A 20,299-nucleotide genomic window follows, 5' to 3' on the forward strand; every position below is an offset into this window, starting at 1 on the left:
AGGGCTTTCCTAAAGCCAAGGTCGGGGGTTCGAGTCCCTCCGAGGCCGCGCCTGACGCCGGAGTTGTCCTGAATCTGGACGGAGCAGGCTTCTCGAGTATCGTCTGGCGGCCCGTTCGCGGCTCCCTCCGATCAAGCCGCCTCCCGAATCGCCTTGCTCAGTGCGGGCAACTCGCCATCATCGACCGTGCGCAGGTCGATGAGCACGAGATCCTGCTCGATGCGACCAAGCACCCGCGTCGAGCCAGCGCGCAGACGCTGCGCGAGGGCTTCGGCGCTGAACCGGCGGCTGCGCAGCGCCACCGCGCGACTGGCCAAAGCCTGCATCGGCAGGGCGCCGCCGCCGGCGTACCCCTGAGTGTCCACGATCGCCGCCTCCAAAGCCGGGATGTCGGCGAGCCGCGTCGACAGCGCCTCGGCCCGCGCGGCGACGATCGATAGGGGCTCGGTCAGCATCCGCAACACTGGCACTCTCACTGTTGGGTCCGAAGGCGGACGATGGAGCCGCAAGGTGGCGGCCAGGGCCCCAAGCGACAGCTTGTCTAGCCGTAGGGCTCGCGCCAGCGGATGCTTGGCCAACCGGTCGACTAGCGCGCGCCGTCCCGCCGCGAGCCCGGCCTGCGGCCCGCCCAGCAGCTTGTCGCCGCTGAACAGCACCAGATCGACACCGGCCTTGAGGCTCTCCTGAACGGTGGGCTCCCCGGTGATCCCATAGGGCGTCAGATCGACCAACGCCCCGCCCCCAAGGTCTTCGACCAGCAACAGACCGTGGGCGTGCGCGAAATGGGCCAGAGCGTCCAATGCCGGAGCACTGGTGAAGCCGCTGATGCGGAAATTGCTGGGATGGGTGCGCAGAATGACCCGCGCTTCCGGATGCGCGGCCAACGCCTCCTCATAGTCCCGAAGATGGGTCCTGTTGGTCGTGCCGACCTCAACCAGGACCGCGCCGCTCTGGGCCACGACGTCGGGTACTCGGAAGCCGCCGCCGATTTCCACGAGTTCACCGCGCGAGACGATCACCGGCCCGCGTTCGGCCAGGGCAGCGAGCGCCAGGAGCACGGCGCCGGCGCAGTTGTTGACCGCAATCCCGGCTTCCGCGCCTGTGATTTCCGCGATCAGGCCGTCGAGGTGATCTTGGCGCGAGGACCGTCGGCCGCTATCCAGCTCCAGTTCCAGATTGCCATATCCCGCCGCCGCCTGCGCCGCCGCCACCGCCTCGGGCGCCAGCGGGGCGCGACCGAGATTGGTGTGGATCACCACACCTGTGGCGTTGATCACCGGGAAGAGCGTCTCACGCCCGCCCGCCTCCAGGCGCTCGGCGGCCATCGAGAGCAGATCGGTGATCGTCGGCGCTAACTCACTACCGGCCGCAAGCCCGGCGCGGGCCTCGGCCACGGCGCCTCGCACCGCCCGGGCCACCGCCTCGGAACCGAACCGCGCGATCAGCGGCCGGGCGCCCGCGTTCTCGCACACGACGCCCACCGCCGGCAGGCGGCGGCGGGGATCAGGGCGAGCGGTCTCGGAGGTCCTGGTCGAAATGGCGCGTCTCCCCTTTGGTCCCTGAGCTTACAGACCGGCGGCGGCCTTCGCCAATCCGAGCGGATGCCTTAGGGGCTTGAGTGATGTCCGCACCCGTCTCGTCACCGGCGCCCCTCAGCCTCGCAGTGATCGGCCACGTCAATCACGGCAAGACCGCGCTCGTCCGTGCGCTCACGGGGATGGAGACCGACCGGCTGGCCGAGGAGAAGGCGCGCGGGCTCTCGATCACGCTCGGCTTCGCTTGGCGGGACTATCCGGCAGGCAGCGTCGAATTTCTGGATGCTCCCGGGCACGAGGACTTCATCCGGGCCATGGTGATGGGCGCGGCCGGCGCGCGCGCGACCCTGATGGTCGTGTCCGCCGTCGATGGCTTCGGCCGCCAGACCCGCGAGCACCTTCGCATCGCGGAACTCCTCGGCGTCCGGGCCGGGCTCGTGGCGATCACCAAGGCCGACCGGCTGGCGGCGGAGGACCGGCCGGCCATCGAGGCGCGGATCGCTGCAGACCTCGCCGGAAGCTTCCTGGCCGGCGAGCCGATGGTGTTCTGCTCTTCGGTTTCGGGCGAGGGCATGGAGACACTGCATGCCGAACTTGCGGCGCTTGTCGCAAGGGCGCCGCCGCCCCATCCCCTGCCGAGTGCGTTCCTGCCGGTGGACCGCGCTTTCAGCGTCGCCGGGGTCGGTACGGTGGTCACAGGCACGCTGCAGGGTGGACCGTTGAAGGCCGGTGGAGAGGCTGTACTGCTGCCCTCGGGCCAAGCCGTCAGCCTGCGCCAGCTGCAGGTGCACGGCCAAGCCGTTGGCGTCGCCCGCCCCGGTGGGCGGGTGGCGGCGAGCCTGCGCGGCGTCTCGGTCGACCAGACGGGCGTGGGCGAGGTGCTGTGCAAGCCAGGCGCCTACCACCCCACCCTGAGGGTCGATGTGGACCTCGTGGTCGCGCCAACCTGCGCCCGGCCGCTCAAGTCCGGCGACGAACTTCGCGTGATGTGGGGAGCGCGGGCTGACATGGCTCGGGTACGCCTTATTGGCGGCGAGCCGATCCAGCCCGGCGGCCGGGGCCTCGTACAGCTGCGGTTCAATGCGCCGGTGATCGCCCACGCCGGTCAGCGGGCCATCCTCCGCCGTCCCTCCCCAGCCGAGACCATCGGCGGCGCCCTGGTTCTCGATCCCGAGGCCCCGATGCTGCGGGCGCGCACTTTGGAAGCCCGCCGCGCGCTTCTGGAGGCCGTGACCGCAGGCGACCTCGATCGTATCGCCGCGCATCTGGCGCGACGCGACGGTGGCGCGATCTCGGTGGCGGAGGCCTCACGGCTCGCGCGCCGCGCGCCCGACGTGGTCCGGACGATTCTGTCGTCGATCTGCGCCCAACTGGATGAAGACCTGATGGCGTCACAAGCCGCGGTCTCGGAGGGTGAGCGGGCCTATCTCGACCAGTTGGCCGAGGCCCATCGCGCCCAACCCACAAAGGCGGGAACGCCGCTCGGCCCGCTGCGCGGTCAGCTGGCGCGCGTCATGTCCGCCGCCCTGATCTCCCATCTGGAACAGCATCTGGCGGCGACGGGCGAGATCCGCCTCGCGCGCGGCCAGGCGGCCCTGCGTGACCACGACCCGGTCGCCGCGCTTTCCCGGGCGGCCCGGGCGCGGCTCCATGAGATCGAAGACCTGTTGCGCGCAGGGGGCGTGAACCCTCCCGCACCCAAGGACTTCCCGGACCCGACCGAAGACGATCCCGCCCTCATCGACCTGCTGATCGACACCGGTCGCCTGATCGCCTTGCGTAACGTGGCGCTGCGCCAGACGCTGATCTTCCATGCCGAGGCGCTGGACAACGCTGTGGTGGCCCTGCGCGCCGCCTTCCCGCCACCGGCGCGCTTCGCCACCGGGCAGGCGCGCGAGGCGCTCGCCACCTCGCGCAAGTTCATCGTACCGGTGATGGAGCACCTCGACGCACGCGGCGATACGATCCGCGAGGGAGATACGCGCCAGGTGGCCGAGCCAAGGATCCCGCTCTAAGGTCCAGTTGCTGGAGGTGACTGGAGTCTGGTGGCTTCCCCGGTCTTCAAAACCGGTGACACGTCCCAAAGGCGTGTGGTGGGTTCGATTCCCATCCACCTCCGCCACCTGTTCGACTTGAGGCCTCAGAGATGACTGAACCTGCCCCGGCCTTCGTTCTTCGCGACATGGCGGGCGAGTCTCGCGCCTTCCCGACCGGTCGACCCAGCCTAGTCGCCTTCGTCAAGGAAGACTGCCACACCTGCAACCTGGCCGCTCCGGTTCTGGAAGCGTTTCATCAGGCCTGGGGCGATGCGGCCGACATCTGGATGGTCGGTCAGGCCGCCGACGGCAATGCGATCCTCAGGGACCGCCACGGCCTGACCCTGCCCATCCTTGACGACAGCGCGCTCCGCGCTTCGCTGGCCTGGGGCTTCGAGATTGTGCCAGCCGTCTACTGGACCGGACCGGACGGCGCGCCGCGCCCACCGCTGGAAGGCTTTGTTCGCGCCGAGTGGGAAAAGCTCGCCCAGACAGTCGCCGCCGATCTTTCGGCGCCACCCGCCGCCGTCGCCTGGGCCGACCTGCCCGACTGGCGACCCGGCTGCGGCTCCAAGCACCTCGACCCCGAGATTCACCACCGCCTGCTGGCCGAGGCCGAGGGCAGTCCGATCCGCGCCCGCCGCATCGAGATCGCCGCCGCCGACGACATCGAAGAGTTTATGTTCGACCAGGGCTTCAGCGACGGCCTGCCGCTGGTTCCGCCGACGCCCGAACGCGTCCTGCGCATGCTGTCCGGCACGATCCGCGACCCCCAGGACATCGTCGCCGTCGTGCCGCCCAACATGGCCCCGGCGAGCGTGGAGAAGATCGCCATCAACGCAGTGATGGCCGGCTGCAAGCCCGAATACCTGCCGGTGGTGATCGCCGCGGTCGAGGCCGTCTGCACCGACGAGTTCAACGCCCACGGCGTTAACGCCACCACCATGGGAGCCACCCCGGTGCTGGTGATCAACGGCCCGATCCGCGAGCGGATCGGCATGAACATGCGGCTCGCAGCGCTGGGCAACGGCAATCGCGCCAACGCCACCATTGGTCGGGCGCTCAGGCTGGTGATCCGCAACCTGGGCGGCGCACGGCCCGGCGGTGTGGATCGTTCCACACTGTCCAACCCGATGAAGTTCACCATGTGCTTCGCCGAGTGGGAGGAAGGCTCGCCCTGGGAGCCGCTGCACGTCGAGCGCGGCTTCAAGCGTGAGGACTCCGTCGTCACCGCCTTCGCCATGACCAGCGGACCAGTACAGATCGTCGATCAGGAATCGCGCAAGCCCAATCAGATCGCCGGAACCCTGGGCCTGGGCCTGGAAGGCATGTTCCTGCCCAAGATTCGCCGGATGCCGACCGACGCCCTGCTTGTGGTCTGCCCCGAGCACATCCAGACGCTCACCGTCGACGGCCCCTACTCCAAGCAGCGCCTGCGCGAGCGCATCCAGGCGGTCACCGCCCGCCCGATGCGCGAGATGGTCGCCAACGAAGTCTCCGGCGCCGGGATTCCCCTGGCTTCAGCGGCCAAGATGACCGAGGCCCAACTGGCCACGCCGGTCGGCAAGTTCGCCGACGGCAAGTTCATCCACATCGTGGTGGCGGGCGCCGACGCCGGGAAGTTCTCCGCCGCCTTTCATGGCTGGGTGACCGGCCCGATGGGCTCAACGGTCGTTTCCCGCAAAATCGATTGCTGATAGCCTCACATCAGAAGTTCGGAGGGCGTCGATGACGACAATTCTGGATCCGACCGATGAGCGGGTGCCCGTCACCCGACAGGTCACCCCACGCACGGGGGATATCTCCGGCGTGATAGGTCTGCTCGATATCTCAAAGCCGCGCGGCAACGTGCTTCTCGACGAGCTCGAGAGGCTGCTGGCGGCCCGCTATCCGAAGGTGGCGATCAACCGCTACGCCAAGCCCACCTTTACCAAACCCTGCCCGTCCGACCTGCGCCTCAAGATCAAGTCGGAGTGCAATGTCCTGGTGGAAGCCCTCGCCGATTGAGGATCCTGCACGACGTGCAGTCTGCACGACACTGTATGGTTCGAAATCCAGGGGCTTCCGGCCGTTTCCATCGCCTCCAGCGAGTTCGCCCAGGCCGCCGAGGTTCAGCGCAAGGCGTTGGGCATGGAGGATGCGCGCTACGTGCTGGTGGACCACCCGATCCAGGACGCCACTGACGACGAAATGCGCGCCAAGGCGCATCAGGTTCTGGAGTCGGTCGTCTCGGCCCTGACGACCTAATTCGCCAAGCTTGAAGGAGCCTCTCCGATGATCCGCATCTACGGCAGCGGCGGCGCCCGCTCGCGTCGCGCCCTCTGGACCTGCGAAGAGACTGGCGCACCCTACGAGTTTGTCGCGCTGAAGATGCCCGTGCGCCAGAATCACCCCGAGTTCCTGGAGGTGAGCCCGGCCGGCGCCCTGCCGGCCATGGAGCACGGCGCGATCCGCATGGTCGAGAGCCTGGCGATCAGCGAGTATATAGCCCGCCTTCGGAACAGCGACCTGATCGTCGCGCCCGACGAGACGGGCTTTCCCGACTACCTGCAATACCTCTGGTTCGGTGAGTCCACCCTCGCACCACCGCTCACCTGGGCGCGACGGTTCGCCGAACATTCCGAGGCCGTGGCCGAGATGGGCCGCACCGCATTTGTCCAGCGACAGGCGGTGCTGGAGCGCGCCCTCGACGACGGCCGCACCTGGCTCGCCGCGGGCCGCTTTACGCTCGCGGATGTTTCTGTCGGCTACACCCTGGGCCTAGCCCGCCTCTTCGGCCTTGGCGATCTTATCGCGCCGAGCCTGGCGGCCTACGAAGAGCGGTTGAAGGCAAGGCCCGCTTACCAGCGCGCCTACGCGGTTTGAGGCGGCAGGCAGCGGCGCCGCGCCCTCGCCAGGGCGAGCTGTCGCGGCGCGACTGAGACCGAACTCCGCCAAACCCCGCCCCTCAAGGGGCGAGGCTCGTGTGCCATGCGGGGCCTGCGCCTAGGCCGCGACCCGCGCCGCGTTCCGGGCCAGAGTGGCTTCCGCCTGGCGCATGATGTTCCGCACCATCTCTGCGCAGCTCGGGATATCGTGGATCAGGCCCTGGCTCTGGCCGACGGTCCAGATGCCGCCATCCGTGTCGCCCTGGCCCATAACATTGGTGCGGCCGCGCACGCCGGCCACCAGATGACGCACGTCCTCGATGGTCTTGGTCGGATCCTGCTGGATCTTGACCACTTCCTCGGAGACTGCGTTGCGCGCCACGCGGCTGGTGTTGCGAAGGGTGCGATTGGTCAGGAGCGTATCGCGCTCAGTGTTCTCGACGATCTTGCGCTTCACGTTCTCATGGATGGCGCATTCCTGCGTGGCCATGAAACGGGTGCCCATATTGACCCCATCGGCGCCCAGCATCAGCGCGGCCGCCAGGCTGCGGCCGTCGGCCATGCCACCCGAGGCGATCACCGGCACGTCGCCGATGGCGTCCACCGTCGCAGGCAGCAACACGATCAGGCCGATGTCATCCTCGCCCGGGTGGCCAGCGCATTCAAACCCGTCGATCGAGATTACGTCGCAGCCGTGCTTCACCGCGGAGACCGAGTGGCGGACGCTGGTGCATTTGTGGATCACCTTGACGCCGTTGGCCTTGAAGTCGGGCAGGTGATCGACCGGCGCGCGACCGGCGGTCTCGACGATCTTGATCCCGCTCTCAATGATGGCGCGGCGATATTCGTCATAGGGGATGGGATTCAGCGACGGCAGCAGCGTCAGGTTCACACCGAACGGCTTGTCGGTCAGATCCTTGCAGCGCTGGATCTCCTTGTGCAGCTCCTCGGCCGACTGGCTGTGGTGAGCGGTGATGAAGCCGAGGGCGCCGGCATTGGCCACCGCGGCGACCAGCGGCGCATAGCCAACCCCGGTCATGCCGCCCATGACGAGCGGCGTCTCCACCCCGAACATCTCGGTGATGCGTGTCTTGATCATCGTGTGTTTCCTCACTTCGGACGGCCCAGTCTAATTTGGGAGCCTGATCTTGTCGGACGAATAGTACGGCTTCGGGCAAGGGCGTCTACCCGCGACGCCACGTCACGCCACCTCTTGGCCCCATTGAGGCCATGGTGCAGGACCAATAGGGTTGCCCTTTCTGATCTCCTTGGGAGTTCGCTTCGTTCGATGGCCAACATCACCCTCGTCGATGACGACGAGAACATCGTCACCTCGGTCAGCCTCGCGCTCGAGAGCCACGGCCATGCCGTGAAGGCCTACTATGACGGCGCCTCGGGGCTCGCCGCGCTGGAGAACGATCCGCCGGACGTGGCGATCCTCGACGTCAAGATGCCGCGCATGGACGGCATGGAGGTGCTGCGGCGCCTGCGGCGCACCTCGGACCTGCCGGTGATCATTCTCACCTCCAAGGATGAGGAGATCGACGAGATCCTGGGCTTCAATCTGGGCGCCGACGACTACATCCACAAACCCTTCAGCCAGCGCCTCCTGATCGAACGGGTGAAGGCGGTGCTGCGTCGCGCCGGCCGCGGCGATCCGGAAGACCAGGCGGCCGTGGCCTCCGGCGAGGCCGGCCGCGCGGTGAAGCGGGGCAAGCTGACGCTCGATCCCGCCCGCCACGAGAGCCTCTGGGACGGCAAGTCCGTCAAGCTCACTGTCACCGAATTCCTGCTGCTGCAGTCGCTGGCGCAGCGGCCGGGCTTCGTGAAGAGCCGCGACAACCTGATGGACGCGGCCTACGACGATCAGGTCTATGTCGATGACCGCACCATCGACAGCCACATCAAACGCATGCGGAAGAAGTTCCGCGAGGTGGATCCTGAGTTCGACGCGATCGAAACCCTCTATGGCGTCGGCTACCGGTACCGGGAATCCTGAGGCCCGGCCGCCGGCCGGTCGGCCGCGCCGGTTCCCCGGGTCGCGGCTTGGACGGCTGATCCTCGGGCTAAACCTGCTCAGCCTGGCCATCGTCGTGGCGGGGGCGCTGGTGCTGAACGAGTTGCGGCGAGGTCTGGTCAACGCCCGGATCGACAGTCTGACCACCCAGGGCGAACTGATCGCCAGCATCCTCGATCAGGCCGCCACGATCGGCGAGCCCGAGCCGCGCATGGACGCCGCCTTGGCCGCCGAGTTGCTGCAGACGCTCTCGAACCCAGAGGCGCAAAGGGCGCGACTGTTCGACGGCGACGGCCGGGTGGTGGCCGATTCCGAGTGGATGGCCGACCGGGTCGACGCCAGCGACCTTCCTCCGGCGGTGGCGCGACCGACCGCGGAGGCCGAGACGCGGGAAGTCGGCAATCGAAACGTCGCCGCCCGACAAGCCCTGGCCCGCGAAGTGGCCACCGCGCTGTCGGGCGAAGTCTGGTCGGGCCTGCGCCGCGGCGACCATGGCGGCCGCGTGGTCTCAGTCTCGATACCCATTCGCCATGTGCGGGCCGTGCTAGGCGTCGTCACCCTGGAAGCCCGCGACGTGGACCAGATCATCGCGGCTGAGCGCCGGGCGCTGATCCCCTTTGTGCTGATCGCCATGATGGCGACGCTGGGCTCCTCCTTACTTTTGAACAGCCTGGTGGCGCAGCCCGTCTCGCGCATGGCCCGCGCCGCTGACCGCGTCCGCCAGGACCGAGCGAGGGTGATCACCCTGCCCGACCTCGCAAAACGCGACGACGAGGTGGGCGACCTGAGCCGCAGTCTCGAGGCCATGACCTCCGCCCTCACAGAACGCATCGGCGCCATTGAAGCCTTCGCGGCGGACGTGGCGCATGAGATCCGCAATCCGCTGACCTCCCTGCGCTCGGCCGTGGAGACTCTAGACCTGGTGCAGGACCCGGCTGCTCGGGCGCGCTTGACCGAGATTCTCAAGAACGATGTCCAGCGGCTCGATCGTCTGGTCACCGATATCTCCAACGCCTCACGCCTTGACGCCGAACTTTCCCGAGACCCGCCGCGGCCGGTCGATCTCGCCCGCCTGCTCGGCGACATTGTCGGGCTCTACCAGGAGACCGGGCGCGGCCAGGCGGCCGTAACCTTTTCCATCCAACCAGGCGCCGAGGCCAGCCGCGTCATGGGACGGGAGGGCCCGCTCAGTCAGATCATCCGCAATCTGATCGATAATGCTCGCTCCTTCAGTCCGATCGACGGAACCGTCAGTGTGACGCTCGCCCGCAGTGGCGGCGATGCGGTGGTCACGGTGGCGGACGAAGGGCCTGGCATCCCGCCCGAGAACCTCGAAACCGTGTTCGAGCGGTTTTACACATCCCGACCCAAGGGCGCGGCGTTCGGTGGAAACTCTGGCCTCGGCCTTTCCATCGCGCGCCAGATCGCGGCCCATCACGGCGGCGCGCTGTGCGCCGACAACCGAATGGCTGCCGACGGCGCCGTCGCCGGAGCCGTCTTCACCTTGAATCTCCCGGTTCTGGCCGCATGACGCGCGAAGTCCGCCACGCTGGCCTCCTGGCGCGCCGGGCGCAGGGTCGCTGGCAGGGCGTCCTAATCGAGGGGCCCTCCGGCGCCGGCAAGAGCGACCTGGCGCTCCGGCTTTTGGCGGCCGGGTTCCGGCTGGTGGCGGATGATCGGGTGATCGTCTGGTCGGACAGCCGCCGGCTCTTCGGCCGCGCCCCGGAGCCGTTGCGCGACCAGATCGAGATCCGCGGGCTCGGCATCGTCGCTGCGCCCGCAATCGACCTGGCCGAGATCCGGCTGCTGCTCATCCAGGGATCGCCGGAAAGGCTTCCTCGTCCTGAGTTCCAGACCGTCTGCGACGTGCCGATACCCTGCCTGAAGGTCAGTTTCCTCCACCCCTCGGCGCCTATGAAGGTGTGTCGCGCGCTCACGGCCTTTGACGCAGCGCACAAGAGGCGTATCTAGCAACGCTTCTGCCCCCAATTCGGGGCCATCGGGTGGGGATACCCCTTGGATCGTCGTTCATGATCGGCCTCGTGATCGTCACGCATGGCCGGCTGGCGGAGGAGTTCATCTTCGCCATGGAGCATGTGGTCGGACCGCAGTCCGCGGTCGAAGCCATCTGCATCGGGCCGGACGACGACATGGAGCGCCGCCGCCAGGATATCCTGGCCGCCTGCCGCCGCGTGGAGACCGGCGCCGGCGTAGTCCTGCTCACCGACATGTTCGGCGGGACACCCTCCAACTTGGCGATCTCGGTGATGGATCAGACCCGCGCCGAGGTGATTGCGGGCCTCAATCTGCCGATGCTGATCAAGCTCGCCAGCCTGCGAAGCCGCGTCGGGCTGGAAGATGCGGTTGCCGCCGCTCAGGAAGCCGGGCGAAAGTACATCTCCGTCGCCTCCTACGTCCTGGCCGGAGAGAAGTGAGCTGAGCGAAGCCGCCCGCACCGTCGAGATCATCAACAAGCGGGGCCTCCACGCCCGCGCCTCGGCCAAGTTCGTCAAGACGGCGGCCAGCTTCAACGCCGAGGTTCGCGTCTCTAAGGACGGCCAGACTGTGGACGCGCGATCCATCATGGGCCTGATGATGCTGGCCGCCTCACCGGGCTGCCACATCGACATCGAGGCCGAAGGCGAAGACGCGGACGCCGCTATCGCGGCGCTCGCCGCATTGATCGCTGCCCGCTTCGACGAAGACGAATAGCAACCCCTCGGAGACCTCTATGCGCCGCCATCTGATCGCGGGCCTCGCGCTCGCCGGGCTCCTAGGGTTGACCCCTGCAACGGCCCAGGCGCCCAGTGGTTATCTCGGGGCCGCCAGATGGCCCGACGCCGCCAAGATCCTGCCGCCCGCCCCGGCCCCAGGATCGGCACGCGAGGTGGACGACCAGGGCTACTTCCGCGCCTCGCGCAAGCTCGAGGGCTCGCCCCGCTGGAAAATGGCCCAGGCCGACGTGCCGACGGGCCCGGGGCCGATGATGGGAACCTTCGCTTGCGCGCTCGGCGTCACGCTCACTCCGCAATCCGCGCCTCGGCTGGCGGCGCTGCTGGGGCGGGTCGGCATTGACGTTGGAATGCAGGTCGCCAGCGTCAAGGACGTGTTCAAGCGCAAGCGGCCCTACCTGATCGAGGATGGCCCAATCTGCGTGCCCAAGTCCGAAGGTTTGGCGGCCAGTCCTGACTATCCCTCCGGCCATGCGACCTGGGGCTGGATCGGAGGACTGATCCTCGCCGACCTGGCGCCCGACCGCGCCACGCCGATCCTGGTCCGCGCGCGGGCCTTCGGCGAAAGCCGGGCGGTCTGCGGCGTGCACTCGATCTCGGCGGTCGACGCCGCCCGCACCAACGCTTCGGCGATCCACGCTGTCCTGCAATCGGATGCAACCTTCCGCGCCGACCTCGAAGCCGCCCGCGCCGAGTTAGCCAGGGCCCGCGCCGGCGGTCCCACGCCTGACGTCGCGATGTGCAAAGCCGAAGCCGAACTGGCCGCTGCGCCGCTTAGATAGCCGACGGCTTCGGCCCGCCGCTGGCCCAATCGAGCAACTCGACCGGGTGGACGATGGGCGCGCCGACGACCGGCTCGAGCTGGGCGGCGCACCCGACATTGCCGGCTGCGATCACATCGGCTCCGACCGCATTCAATCGATCCGCCTTGCGATCGCGAAGCCGAGTGGCGATCTCGGGTTGAAGGATATTGTAGACCCCCGCCGAGCCGCAGCAGAGATGGCTCTCGGCGGGCGTCTGGACCTCGAAACCGGCCGCCCTAAGAAGATGCGTGGGCGCTTCGACGATACCCTGGCCGTGCCGCAGCGAGCAGGCCGAATGATAGGCGATCGTAAGCCGTTCCGGCGCGGCCATCGGGGGCGGTCCGGCCTCAGCGATGAACTCCAGGATGTCGCGCGCCGGCGCCGAGCTCCCGACCAGCCTAGCGTAACTCTTCAACGCCGTACCGCAGCCGGCCGCGGTCGTGATGATGGCGTCGAACGGGCCAACTCGGGCCCAAGCCGCCAGGTTAGTCCTGGCCATGGCTTCAGCCTCGCCGGCGCGCCCCAGGTGCTCGGACAGCGCCCCGCAACAGACCTCTCCGGCGACAGTCAACACCTCGAAACCCATCCGTGTCAGCACGCGCGCGGCTGCGGCGCGGGCCTGAGGCGACAACACGGGTTCTACGCAGCCCTGCAAGAGGATAACCCTACCACGCAGGGTCGAGGGGGCGAGGGCGACGGGCTCAGACCTTGGCGGCGGCCCGCGGGCGAGATCAAGCATCGCCGCGAGCGGCTTCAGACCCAGCCGTTCGACGAGCGGGGCCAAAGGCCTGACGAGGCGCCCCAGCTTCAGGGCCAATCCGAAGCGGCGCCGGTCGGTCAGCGTCCAGGCCAGCAGCGCCCTTAGGGCGCGTACAGGCGGCGGACGATGCGCCTCGATCCGCGCCCGCGCCGCGTCAACCAGCACCGCATAGTCTACGCCCGAAGGGCAGGCGCTCTTGCAGGCGAGGCAGGACAGGCAACGGTCGACATGCCGTACAGTTCCGGCTGGCGGGGGGCCGTCGCTTGCTAGCATCTCGCGCATCAGTTGGATGCGCCCGCGCGGACCGTCACGCTCGTCGCCCAGAAGGGTGTAGGTGGGACAGGTGGCGGTGCAGAACCCGCACTGAACGCACTTCTTGAGTTCTGCCGCCTGGGCCGCCACGCCCGGCGCGGAGAGCCGCTCTGCGGTAAGGCCGGTCTTCACGTCGCCGCCTCCATTCGCCCGGGATTGAGCACGCCCAGCGGATCAAACGCCGCCTTGATACGCTCCTGCAGCGCGCCGTGGCCGCCCCTTCGCGGACCGAAGGCCGGATGCCCCCTCAGGCAGAGCGCATGGCCGCCAAGTTCGGCCGCGACCGCCCGCACGCGCGCGTCCGGCGCTTCGGTCAAGATCCAGGCCACGGCCCCGCCCCAGTCGTACAGCGCATCGCCCGGCAGGGCGTGCGGCGCGCGCCAGCCAGAAGCCGGGGGCAGCGACAGCCGCCACAGCGGACGCGGATCGCCCGCGAAGGCCTCGACCTCGCGGATGTCGACCCAAAGGGCCCGGCTCGCCTCGGCCTCCATCGCTTCCGGCGTCCCGAATGGCCGTAGCGCCGCGGCCAGAGCCTCACGCCGCGCGGCCACCGAGGCCTCGAAACCCTCCAGCCGCATGGCCGTGACCGGGTGCGCGGCGCCGAGCGGCCGGGCGCGCGCGGCATGGGCCGGCAGGTGCGCCGCGCCGGAGACCTCGAAGGGGCCGTTCAACGCAAGCGTCATCGCTTCGCTGGCCCGCACGTCGGCCAGGCCTGAGAGGAGCAACGTCGTCTCAGTGCGGGGACGCGGGGCCACCTTGATGGTGACTTCGGTCAGGATCGCGAGAGTGCCCCAGGACCCGCACATCAGCTTCATCAGGTCATAGCCGGTGACGTTCTTCACCACGCGACCGCCGGCCTTGAACACCTCCCCCCGTCCGGAGACCGCGTGGAAACCCAGCAGGTGATCCCGCGCCGCGCCGGCGCGCGGCCGTCGCGGGCCAGACAGCCCGGCAGCCAGGACGCCTCCCAGTGTCGGCTCGCCATGCGAGGCGAGCAGTCGCGTCCAGCGCGGCGGCTCGAACGGCAGCATCTGGCCGCGCGTCGCGCAAATCCGCTCGAGATCGGCGATGCGTACGCCGGGCTGGGCGGTGAGCGTCAGTTCTTCAGGAGCATAGTCGATGATCCGATCGAGCCGCGCGGTGGAGAGTGCAAGGTCCACCGGCTCCATCTGGCCGATCCCGCGTTTGGAGCCCGAGCCCATAACCTCTATCCGCCGCGCCGCCGCGCCGGCCTCGGCGACGAGAATCTGCACCTCTTCGGGGCTGGTGGGCTTGAGCGCGCGGGCGAAGGTTTCGGGCATCAGAAGCGCGGCAGGTCCGGAAAGGCCAGTTTGCCGTGGTGGACATGCATCCGGCCGAGCTCCGCGCATCGGTGCAGCGTCGGGAACACCTTGCCCGGATTGAGCAGCAGTCCTGGGTCGAAAGCGCACTTCAAGCGCTGCTGACAGGCCAGATCGGTGGGATCGAACATTTCGCCCATCAGGTCCCGCTTCTCCACGCCGACCCCATGCTCGCCGGTCAGCACGCCGCCGACCGCGACGCATAGCTTGAGGATGTCTGCCCCCAGCGCCTCTGCACGTTCCAGTTCATCGGGACTGTCGACGTCATAGAGGATCAGCGGGTGGAGGTTGCCGTCGCCGGCGTGGAAGACGTTGACCACCGCAAGACCATACGTCCCGGCCATTCGATAGGTCTCAGAGAGCACGTGCGGGAGCCGGGCGCGCGGGATGGTGCCGTCCATGCAGAGGTAGCCGCTGGCCAGCCGCCCGACGGCCGGGAACGCGGCCTTTCGGCCCGCCCAGAAGGCCTGGCGCTCCGCGTCGGAGGTCGATACCCGCACCACATCCGCGCCACGTTGCGCGGCCAGCAGCCGCACATGGCCGGCAAGTTCGTCGCACTCGGCCTCGGAACCATCCAGCTCGCAGATCAGCAGCGCCGCGCTGTCCACCGGATAGCCGCAGCCGACGAAGGCCTCGGCCGCGCGCACCGCCGGCTGATCCATCATCTCCAGCCCGGCCGGAATGATCCCCGCAGCGATGATATCGCCCACGCAGGCGCCCGCCGCTTCCACCGAGGGAAAGCCCAACAGCAGGGCGCGTTGCGCGGCAGGCTTGGGGAGGATCCGGACCGTCACCTCAGTGACCACCCCCAGCAGACCTTCCGAGCCGGTGATGATCCCGAGGAGATCATAGCCATCCACGTCCAAGGTCTTGCCACCGATGCGTACGACCTCACCGCTCATCAACACAAGCTCACAACCGAGCAGGTTATTGGTCGTCAGTCCGTACTTCAGGCAGTGCACCCCGCCCGAGTTTTCCGCCACGTTGCCCCCGATGGTGCAGGCGATCTGACTTGAGGGGTCCGGCGCATAATAGAAGCCCTGGGTCTCGACGGCGGCCGTGATCCCGAGGTTGGTTACGCCGGGCTGCACCACTGCGCATCGGTTGACGTAGTCCACCTCCAGTACGCGGTTGAACTTTGAAAGCCCCACCACGATCCCGTCGGCCAGCGGCAGGGCGCCGCCGGAAAGCGAAGTGCCAGCGCCCCTCGGCACCACCTTCACCCCATTGGCCTGGCACCAGGCGAGTACGGCGGACACCTGGGCTGTGGTCTCGGGCAGCACAACCGCCATCGGGGCCTGACGGTAGGCCGAGAGCGCGTCACTCTCGAAAGGAATCAGCTCGACCGGTTCGGAGACCACGCCCTCGCCCGGCACGATCCGACGCAGCGCCCGCACGATCTCGGCCTTGCGGGCGAGAAGCGCGGGGTCGGGCAGGGGCATCCGCATAATGCTTGGGAGGTTAGGCTCAGTCGCCCCAACCCTCCAAGGGGCTCTGCGCGCCGGCTGACAAGAGCGCCAAGCTCGTGACTGGCGCTGCGGACGCCCCTATCATCAAGCAGGATGATGGTTCCGGGCCAAGGAGGGCCTATCCTTCCCACGTTGTCGCGAGCGGAAGAACAGGCCAACCTCGCCGGATGAACCCGCGCATCTACGTCCTGACGCTCTGCACCTTCGCGTCGGGGTCGGCGGCCTTCATTTTTGCGGGTCTGCTGGAGACCATGGCGGCGGACCTCGGCGTCTCCACCGCGGTGGCCGGGCAGTTACAGACGGCCTACGTGCTGACCTCGGCGGCGCTGGGGCCGGTGGCGGCCTGGGCGCTGGGCAAGCTCGACCGCCGGCTGGTGGTGATCGTGGGGCTGGTGGCGGCGGTGAGCTTGCATCTGGCCTGCGCGGTGGCGCCCAACTTCGAAGCGCTGCTGGTGTTGCGGGCGCTGGCCGGGCTCGCCGGTGCGATCTCGGCGCCGGCGGCCAGCGTGGCGGCGGCCTCGCTGGTGCCGCCCGAGCGGCGCGGCTCCGCGCTGGCCATGGTCTCGGGCGGCATGACCCTCGCCTTCGTGGTCGGCATCCCGATCGGCAGCGTAGCGGGCGCGATGTTCGGATGGCGCGCCACGTTCATCGTCGCGGCGATCCTGGCGGGCGTGGCGCTGGCGGCGGTGAGCGTCTTCCTGCCGCCGGTCCCGGCGCCGGCAAAGCGCGAAGGCGGCAAGATCGATCTCTCAGTTGTATGGCCGATCTATCTGACCAGCTTTCTCTCCTTCGCCGCCAACATGACGCTCAACCTCTACATCGCGCCCATCGTGCGGGTGGGCACCGGGATCACCGGGGCAGGCGTGGCGGTGTTCCAGTCGATGATCGGCTTCGGCGCCGCCATGGGCCTGTGGCTCGGCGGGCGGGCGGCCGATCGGGGCGCGGGAAAGGCCTGGGTGCTGCGCTGTATCGGCTTGCAAGGCGTGGCGATGAGCCTGCATTTCGCGGCCACGCATGGGGTGCTGCCGCATGGGTTGGCGGTAGACGCACTGGTGCTGGCGGCGGTTTTCCTGGCGGCGACAGCGATCTTTTCGATCTCACCGGTCACCCAGTCGCGTCTGATCCAGGCGACCGGCGGGGCGCCGGTGGCGCTGGCGCTGAACGGATCGGTGTTTTCGTTGGGCCAGGCGACCGGGGCGACCCTCGGCGGTGTGGCGCTGGCGGGGTTCGGCGTTCCGGCGATCCCGGCGGCGGCATTGATCATGTCGCTGACCGCGCTCGCGACACTTAGCTTCGTGTTTCCGAAGGACCCGAAACCGGCAGCCTAGTTCAAGGCGGCGCGAGCAGCCTTCAAGAAGACGCTCGGCAGCGCATCAAGGCCCGCGCGCGGGGTCCACAACAGATCAGGGGCGTCACCCTCGGCGCGCCAGACCTTCAGTGTCAGGGTAAAGTGAGTGAAGCCGTGTTCAACCTCGGCGACCCGCAGCCACGCGCCCGGAGCGGGCGCCGTGGCCAGCGCTTCGGCGTCCGACCAGGGCGCGGCGCGCCATTCCGAGCCCGGTAATGCCAGCATGCCGCCCAACAGGCCGCGAGGCGGACGGCGCACCAGGCCCACGTCCCCGTTCCGGGTCAGCAGGAAGGCTGCGCCATACCGATGCGGGCGTGCGGCCTGGGGCCGCTTGCGAGGCCAGGTCTCCGGCGCGCCGGCCGCGCGGGCGGCGCAATCCGTGGCGATAGGACAGCGCTCGCAGAGCGGGCCGCGGGGACGACAGACGGTGGCGCCCAGGTCCATCAGCGCCTGGGCCCAGTCGCCTGGACGATCGGCGCTGACCAGGGCCGCGGCGCGGGCCCTCAACTCCGGCTTGGCGTCAGGCAACGGTGGTTCGACGGCGAACAGACGCGCCATCACCCTTTCCACATTGCCGTCGACCACGTTGGCTGGACGGTTGAAGGCGATGGCCGCCACGGCGGCGGCTGTGTAGGGGCCGAGCCCTGGCAGGGCGCGCAGGCCGGCTTCGGTGTCCGGAAAGACACCGGCGTGGTCACGAGCCACAGACCGGGCGCAAGCGAGCAGGTTGCGTGCGCGGGCGTAATAGCCAAGGCCCGCCCACGCAGCCATGACCTCACCATCGTCCGCCGACGCCAGATCGGAGACGGTGGGCCAACGGGCGGTGAACTTCAGGAAATAGGGCGCGGCGTGCGGCACCGTAGTTTGCTGCAGCATCACTTCCGAGAGCCAGACCCTATAGGGATCGGCTTGCGCGAAACCCACCCGGGGGCCGACCCGCCAGGGCAGATCGCGGGCGTGGGCGTCGTACCAGTCGAGCAGGCGGGCATGCAAAGCGGGGATATCCACGCGAGGTTGCCTACCATCCGCCAGGGCGGCGCGGTAGGGTCGAGGCCATGAACCGTCGCCTGCCCTCGCTGGATGAGGCGCTCCAGATTCTGGGGAGCCATCGCACACGCCCGGCACGGCGTCCCCCGCCGCCGGCCGGGCGGGCGCTGAAGGGGCTGGTGCGTGATCTCGATGCGCGTTTCGGCCAGGGCGCCGGTGCGCTGGCCGCGCGCTGGCGCGAGGTGGTTGGGGACGACATCGCCCGACGGACTGAACCGATCCGGGTGATCGCCGCCCGCGGCAGTGCAACAGCGACGTTGGAGATCCGGGTGGCGGGTCCTTCGGCGGCGCTGATACAGCATCAGGCCCAAGATATTCTGGCCCGGGTGAACGTCTTTCTGGGCGCAGGTGCGGTGGGCCGCTTGCGGATCATCCAGGGACCGCTCAGGCGGCCCGATACGGCCATGCTCGTTCGCCGGTCGGCGCGACCGCTGGATGCAGCGCAAGAGGCGCGGCTGGCGGCGGGGCTGTCCGACCTACCGGAAGGCGGGCTGAAGGACGCGCTGGCGGCGCTGGGACGCGGGGTCCTGGCCCGCGACGAGCGGAACTGACAAACATCCGCCGCCATCCTGATCCCGAGAGCGCGACAGCCTGAAGTGGATACCGGTTCAGGCGCCCGTCACGCTCTAACTCAAGGAAATCGAGCCTGTTCTTACGGATCAGATGATTCCATCTGATCCGGACAGGCTCTAGGGCTAGGATGGCGCGGGAATCGCGCTTTAATTCTATGTTCACACCCTGGAGAAGGTCCCGGATGTCGAGTTTCATTCGTCGCCTGATTATCGCCGCGGCCGCCAGCTTCGGCGCACTCGCGCTATCGGCCTGCGGACAGGCCGGAGGCGGCGGCGCTGCCGCCGTCTCGACCGACGCCATGACCATGGGTGATCCCAAGGCCCCTGTGCATTTCGAGGAGTACGCCTCGACCACCTGCAGCCATTGCGGGCGCTTCGCGACAGAGGTGTTCCCGGCTTTCAAGGCCAAGTACATCGACACCGGCAAGGTGCGGTACACCTACCATGAGTTCCTGACTCCGCCTGAGCCGGTGGCCGCCGCGGGCGTGCTGCTGGCGCGTTGCGCAGGCAAGGACAAGTACTTCAGCGTTCTCGACGCTCTGTTCCACTCGCAGGAAGAAATGTTCCGCACCGGGGATGCGCGCGGCACGCTGCTCAAGGTGGCGCAGTCGGCGGGCATGACCGAGGCCCAGTTCAACGCCTGCGTAAGCGATGAGAAGGCCGCCCAGGCGCTGAACGACCGCGTTGAGGCTTCGGTGAAGGGCCGCAACATCACCTCGACTCCGACGTTCATCTTCAACGGCAAGAAGGTGAAGGAAGGCGAGATGACCATGGTCGAGCTGGACGCCGCGGTGGCCGAGGCCATGAAGGCCCAATGACCCGCCTCTCACGCCGCGCAGCCGTCGGCGCCGGACTGGCGGCGCTGGCCGCACCGTCAGCGGCGGGCGCGGCGATGCGCGCGGCGCCGGGCGACATGAGCCTGGGTGACCCCAAAGCGCCGGTGCATGTGGTCGAGTACCTTTCGCTTACCTGCCCGCACTGCGCGGACTTCCACATCGAGGTGTTTCCCGGTCTGCGGGCCAAGTATGTGGAGAAGGGGCTGGTCTACTATACCCTTCGAGAGCTCCTGACCGCCCCGGCGCAGGTGGCCGCAGCCGGGTTTCTGATGGCCCGCTGCAACGGCGGAACACGCTATTTCAACATCGTTGATCAGGTGTTCCGCAGCCAGCCGCGCTGGCGCGAGGGCAACATCAAACCGGTGTTCGTGGAGATCGCCAAACAAAACGGTCTCACCGAAGCGCAGTTCGAAACCTGTATCACCGACGCGAAGGCCAATGACGCCCTGGCCGCGCGGCTGGAGTACGCCACCGGGACAGACAAGGTGACCGGCACGCCGACCTTCTTCATCAACGGCGTGCTGCTGCCCAATCAGAAGGTGCCGACCCTGGCCGAGATGGAAGCGGCGATCCAGCGCGCACTTGCGTCCAAGGCTGCCGCCAAGCCGGCTGGGAGACGCTGATC

General features: G+C 68.5%; 20 protein-coding genes and 1 tRNA gene. 15 read left to right on the top strand and 6 right to left on the bottom strand.

Annotated features, from left to right (window positions below; all coding sequences use genetic code 11):
• Positions 1–131 precede the first annotated feature (131 nt).
• Positions 132–1,538 (bottom strand): L-seryl-tRNA(Sec) selenium transferase, encoded by a 1,407-nt coding sequence (gene selA / locus ACIQ3R_RS02605; protein ID WP_397414806.1) that lies wholly within the window; start codon positions 1,536–1,538, stop codon positions 132–134.
• A gap of 83 nt (positions 1,539–1,621) precedes the next feature.
• On the opposite strand from selA, the gene selB reads away from it, so the two are divergent.
• From selB to ACIQ3R_RS02630, 5 genes are all read left to right on the top strand, one after another.
• On the top strand, positions 1,622–3,550 hold the full coding sequence (gene selB / locus ACIQ3R_RS02610; protein WP_397414754.1) for a selenocysteine-specific translation elongation factor: 1,929 nt from the start codon (positions 1,622–1,624) through the stop codon (positions 3,548–3,550).
• Between the two features lie 12 nt (positions 3,551–3,562).
• Positions 3,563–3,657, top strand: a tRNA-Sec gene (locus ACIQ3R_RS02615).
• Positions 3,658–3,681: 24 nt separating this feature from the next.
• Positions 3,682–5,268, top strand: a complete 1,587-nt coding sequence (locus ACIQ3R_RS02620) for a TlpA family protein disulfide reductase (RefSeq protein ID WP_397414756.1) — start codon at positions 3,682–3,684, stop codon at positions 5,266–5,268.
• Positions 5,269–5,299: 31 nt separating this feature from the next.
• A complete protein-coding gene (locus ACIQ3R_RS02625) occupies positions 5,300–5,818 on the top strand; it encodes a UGSC family (seleno)protein (protein ID WP_397414758.1) in 519 nt (172 codons plus the stop codon).
• 27 nt (positions 5,819–5,845) lie between these two features.
• Positions 5,846–6,436, top strand: a complete 591-nt coding sequence (locus ACIQ3R_RS02630) for a glutathione S-transferase family protein (RefSeq protein ID WP_397414760.1) — start codon at positions 5,846–5,848, stop codon at positions 6,434–6,436.
• Between the two features lie 120 nt (positions 6,437–6,556).
• On the opposite strand, the gene ACIQ3R_RS02635 is transcribed toward ACIQ3R_RS02630, so the two are convergent.
• Positions 6,557–7,537, bottom strand: a complete 981-nt coding sequence (locus tag ACIQ3R_RS02635) for an NAD(P)H-dependent flavin oxidoreductase (protein WP_397414762.1) — start codon at positions 7,535–7,537, stop codon at positions 6,557–6,559.
• 189 nt (positions 7,538–7,726) lie between these two features.
• On the opposite strand from ACIQ3R_RS02635, the gene ACIQ3R_RS02640 reads away from it, so the two are divergent.
• The 6 genes from ACIQ3R_RS02640 to ACIQ3R_RS02665 are packed head-to-tail and all read left to right on the top strand — an operon-like array spanning position 7,727 to position 11,969.
• Entirely contained in the window at positions 7,727–8,437 is a 711-nt protein-coding gene (locus tag ACIQ3R_RS02640) for a response regulator transcription factor (RefSeq protein ID WP_397414764.1), read from the top strand.
• A complete protein-coding gene (locus tag ACIQ3R_RS02645) occupies positions 8,406–9,986 on the top strand; it encodes a stimulus-sensing domain-containing protein (RefSeq protein WP_397414766.1) in 1,581 nt (526 codons plus the stop codon). Before ACIQ3R_RS02640 ends, ACIQ3R_RS02645 begins: the two co-directional genes overlap by 32 nt.
• On the top strand, positions 9,983–10,426 hold the full coding sequence (locus tag ACIQ3R_RS02650) for an HPr kinase/phosphorylase (RefSeq protein ID WP_397414768.1): 444 nt from the start codon (positions 9,983–9,985) through the stop codon (positions 10,424–10,426). Before ACIQ3R_RS02645 ends, ACIQ3R_RS02650 begins: the two co-directional genes overlap by 4 nt.
• Positions 10,427–10,485: 59 nt before the next feature.
• Positions 10,486–10,890 (top strand): PTS sugar transporter subunit IIA, encoded by a 405-nt coding sequence (locus ACIQ3R_RS02655; RefSeq protein WP_397414770.1) that lies wholly within the window; start codon positions 10,486–10,488, stop codon positions 10,888–10,890.
• Position 10,891: 1 nt separating this feature from the next.
• Positions 10,892–11,167 carry an HPr family phosphocarrier protein gene (locus ACIQ3R_RS02660; protein ID WP_397414808.1) on the top strand — a complete coding sequence of 92 codons (276 nt, stop codon included), beginning with the start codon at positions 10,892–10,894 and terminating at the stop codon, positions 11,165–11,167.
• Positions 11,168–11,186: 19 nt separating this feature from the next.
• Entirely contained in the window at positions 11,187–11,969 is a 783-nt protein-coding gene (locus ACIQ3R_RS02665) for a phosphatase PAP2 family protein (RefSeq protein WP_397414772.1), read from the top strand.
• On the opposite strand, the gene glcF is transcribed toward ACIQ3R_RS02665, so the two are convergent.
• From glcF to ACIQ3R_RS02680, 3 genes are read right to left on the bottom strand one after another with little or no spacing between them, the layout of a single operon-like run.
• Entirely contained in the window at positions 11,962–13,194 is a 1,233-nt protein-coding gene (gene glcF, locus ACIQ3R_RS02670) for a glycolate oxidase subunit GlcF (RefSeq protein WP_397414774.1), read from the bottom strand. The genes ACIQ3R_RS02665 and glcF overlap by 8 nt on opposite strands.
• A complete protein-coding gene (glcE, locus tag ACIQ3R_RS02675; protein WP_397414776.1) occupies positions 13,191–14,363 on the bottom strand; it encodes a glycolate oxidase subunit GlcE in 1,173 nt (390 codons plus the stop codon). The genes glcF and glcE overlap by 4 nt, the downstream gene beginning before the upstream one ends.
• Positions 14,363–15,844 (bottom strand): FAD-linked oxidase C-terminal domain-containing protein, encoded by a 1,482-nt coding sequence (locus ACIQ3R_RS02680; RefSeq protein ID WP_397414778.1) that lies wholly within the window; start codon positions 15,842–15,844, stop codon positions 14,363–14,365. Before ACIQ3R_RS02680 ends, glcE begins: the two co-directional genes overlap by 1 nt.
• Positions 15,845–16,038: 194 nt before the next feature.
• On the opposite strand from ACIQ3R_RS02680, the gene ACIQ3R_RS02685 reads away from it, so the two are divergent.
• Positions 16,039–17,199: an MFS transporter gene (locus ACIQ3R_RS02685; RefSeq protein ID WP_397414780.1), complete on the top strand. Its 1,161-nt coding sequence runs from the start codon at positions 16,039–16,041 to the stop codon at positions 17,197–17,199.
• Here ACIQ3R_RS02685 and mutY read toward each other — a convergent pair.
• Positions 17,196–18,227, bottom strand: coding sequence for an A/G-specific adenine glycosylase (gene mutY / locus ACIQ3R_RS02690; RefSeq protein WP_397414782.1), 1,032 nt, complete (start codon positions 18,225–18,227; stop codon positions 17,196–17,198). The genes ACIQ3R_RS02685 and mutY overlap by 4 nt on opposite strands.
• A 47-nt stretch (positions 18,228–18,274) precedes the next feature.
• Between mutY and ACIQ3R_RS02695 the strand changes: the two genes are divergently transcribed.
• The 3 genes from ACIQ3R_RS02695 (at position 18,275) to ACIQ3R_RS02705 (ending at position 20,297) form a co-directional block, all read left to right on the top strand.
• Positions 18,275–18,817 carry a DUF721 domain-containing protein gene (locus ACIQ3R_RS02695; protein ID WP_397414785.1) on the top strand — a complete coding sequence of 181 codons (543 nt, stop codon included), beginning with the start codon at positions 18,275–18,277 and terminating at the stop codon, positions 18,815–18,817.
• 203 nt (positions 18,818–19,020) lie between these two features.
• On the top strand, positions 19,021–19,656 hold the full coding sequence (locus ACIQ3R_RS02700) for a DsbA family protein (protein WP_397414787.1): 636 nt from the start codon (positions 19,021–19,023) through the stop codon (positions 19,654–19,656).
• Positions 19,653–20,297, top strand: coding sequence for a thioredoxin domain-containing protein (locus ACIQ3R_RS02705; RefSeq protein WP_397414789.1), 645 nt, complete (start codon positions 19,653–19,655; stop codon positions 20,295–20,297). Before ACIQ3R_RS02700 ends, ACIQ3R_RS02705 begins: the two co-directional genes overlap by 4 nt.
• Positions 20,298–20,299: the final 2 nt, after the last annotated feature.

This window comes from Phenylobacterium sp., assembly GCF_044371015.1.
GTDB lineage: Bacteria > Pseudomonadota > Alphaproteobacteria > Caulobacterales > Caulobacteraceae > Phenylobacterium.

What these genes read in the sequence shown, in the direction of transcription:
- selB (WP_397414754.1), top strand. Translation starts at nt 1,622, where the DNA reads ATGTCCGCACCCGTCTCGTCACCGGCGCCCCTCAGCCTCGCAGTGATC.
- ACIQ3R_RS02620 (WP_397414756.1), top strand. Translation starts at nt 3,682, where the DNA reads ATGACTGAACCTGCCCCGGCCTTCGTTCTTCGCGACATGGCGGGCGAG.
- ACIQ3R_RS02630 (WP_397414760.1), top strand. Translation starts at nt 5,846, where the DNA reads ATGATCCGCATCTACGGCAGCGGCGGCGCCCGCTCGCGTCGCGCCCTC.
- ACIQ3R_RS02635 (WP_397414762.1), bottom strand. Translation starts at nt 7,537, where the DNA reads ATGATCAAGACACGCATCACCGAGATGTTCGGGGTGGAGACGCCGCTC.
- ACIQ3R_RS02640 (WP_397414764.1), top strand. Translation starts at nt 7,727, where the DNA reads ATGGCCAACATCACCCTCGTCGATGACGACGAGAACATCGTCACCTCG.
- ACIQ3R_RS02645 (WP_397414766.1), top strand. Translation starts at nt 8,406, where the DNA reads ATGGCGTCGGCTACCGGTACCGGGAATCCTGAGGCCCGGCCGCCGGCC.
- ACIQ3R_RS02650 (WP_397414768.1), top strand. Translation starts at nt 9,983, where the DNA reads ATGACGCGCGAAGTCCGCCACGCTGGCCTCCTGGCGCGCCGGGCGCAG.
- ACIQ3R_RS02655 (WP_397414770.1), top strand. Translation starts at nt 10,486, where the DNA reads ATGATCGGCCTCGTGATCGTCACGCATGGCCGGCTGGCGGAGGAGTTC.
- ACIQ3R_RS02665 (WP_397414772.1), top strand. Translation starts at nt 11,187, where the DNA reads ATGCGCCGCCATCTGATCGCGGGCCTCGCGCTCGCCGGGCTCCTAGGG.
- glcE (WP_397414776.1), bottom strand. Translation starts at nt 14,363, where the DNA reads ATGCCCGAAACCTTCGCCCGCGCGCTCAAGCCCACCAGCCCCGAAGAG.
- ACIQ3R_RS02680 (WP_397414778.1), bottom strand. Translation starts at nt 15,844, where the DNA reads ATGCCCCTGCCCGACCCCGCGCTTCTCGCCCGCAAGGCCGAGATCGTG.
- ACIQ3R_RS02685 (WP_397414780.1), top strand. Translation starts at nt 16,039, where the DNA reads ATGAACCCGCGCATCTACGTCCTGACGCTCTGCACCTTCGCGTCGGGG.
- ACIQ3R_RS02695 (WP_397414785.1), top strand. Translation starts at nt 18,275, where the DNA reads ATGAACCGTCGCCTGCCCTCGCTGGATGAGGCGCTCCAGATTCTGGGG.
- ACIQ3R_RS02700 (WP_397414787.1), top strand. Translation starts at nt 19,021, where the DNA reads ATGTCGAGTTTCATTCGTCGCCTGATTATCGCCGCGGCCGCCAGCTTC.
- ACIQ3R_RS02705 (WP_397414789.1), top strand. Translation starts at nt 19,653, where the DNA reads ATGACCCGCCTCTCACGCCGCGCAGCCGTCGGCGCCGGACTGGCGGCG.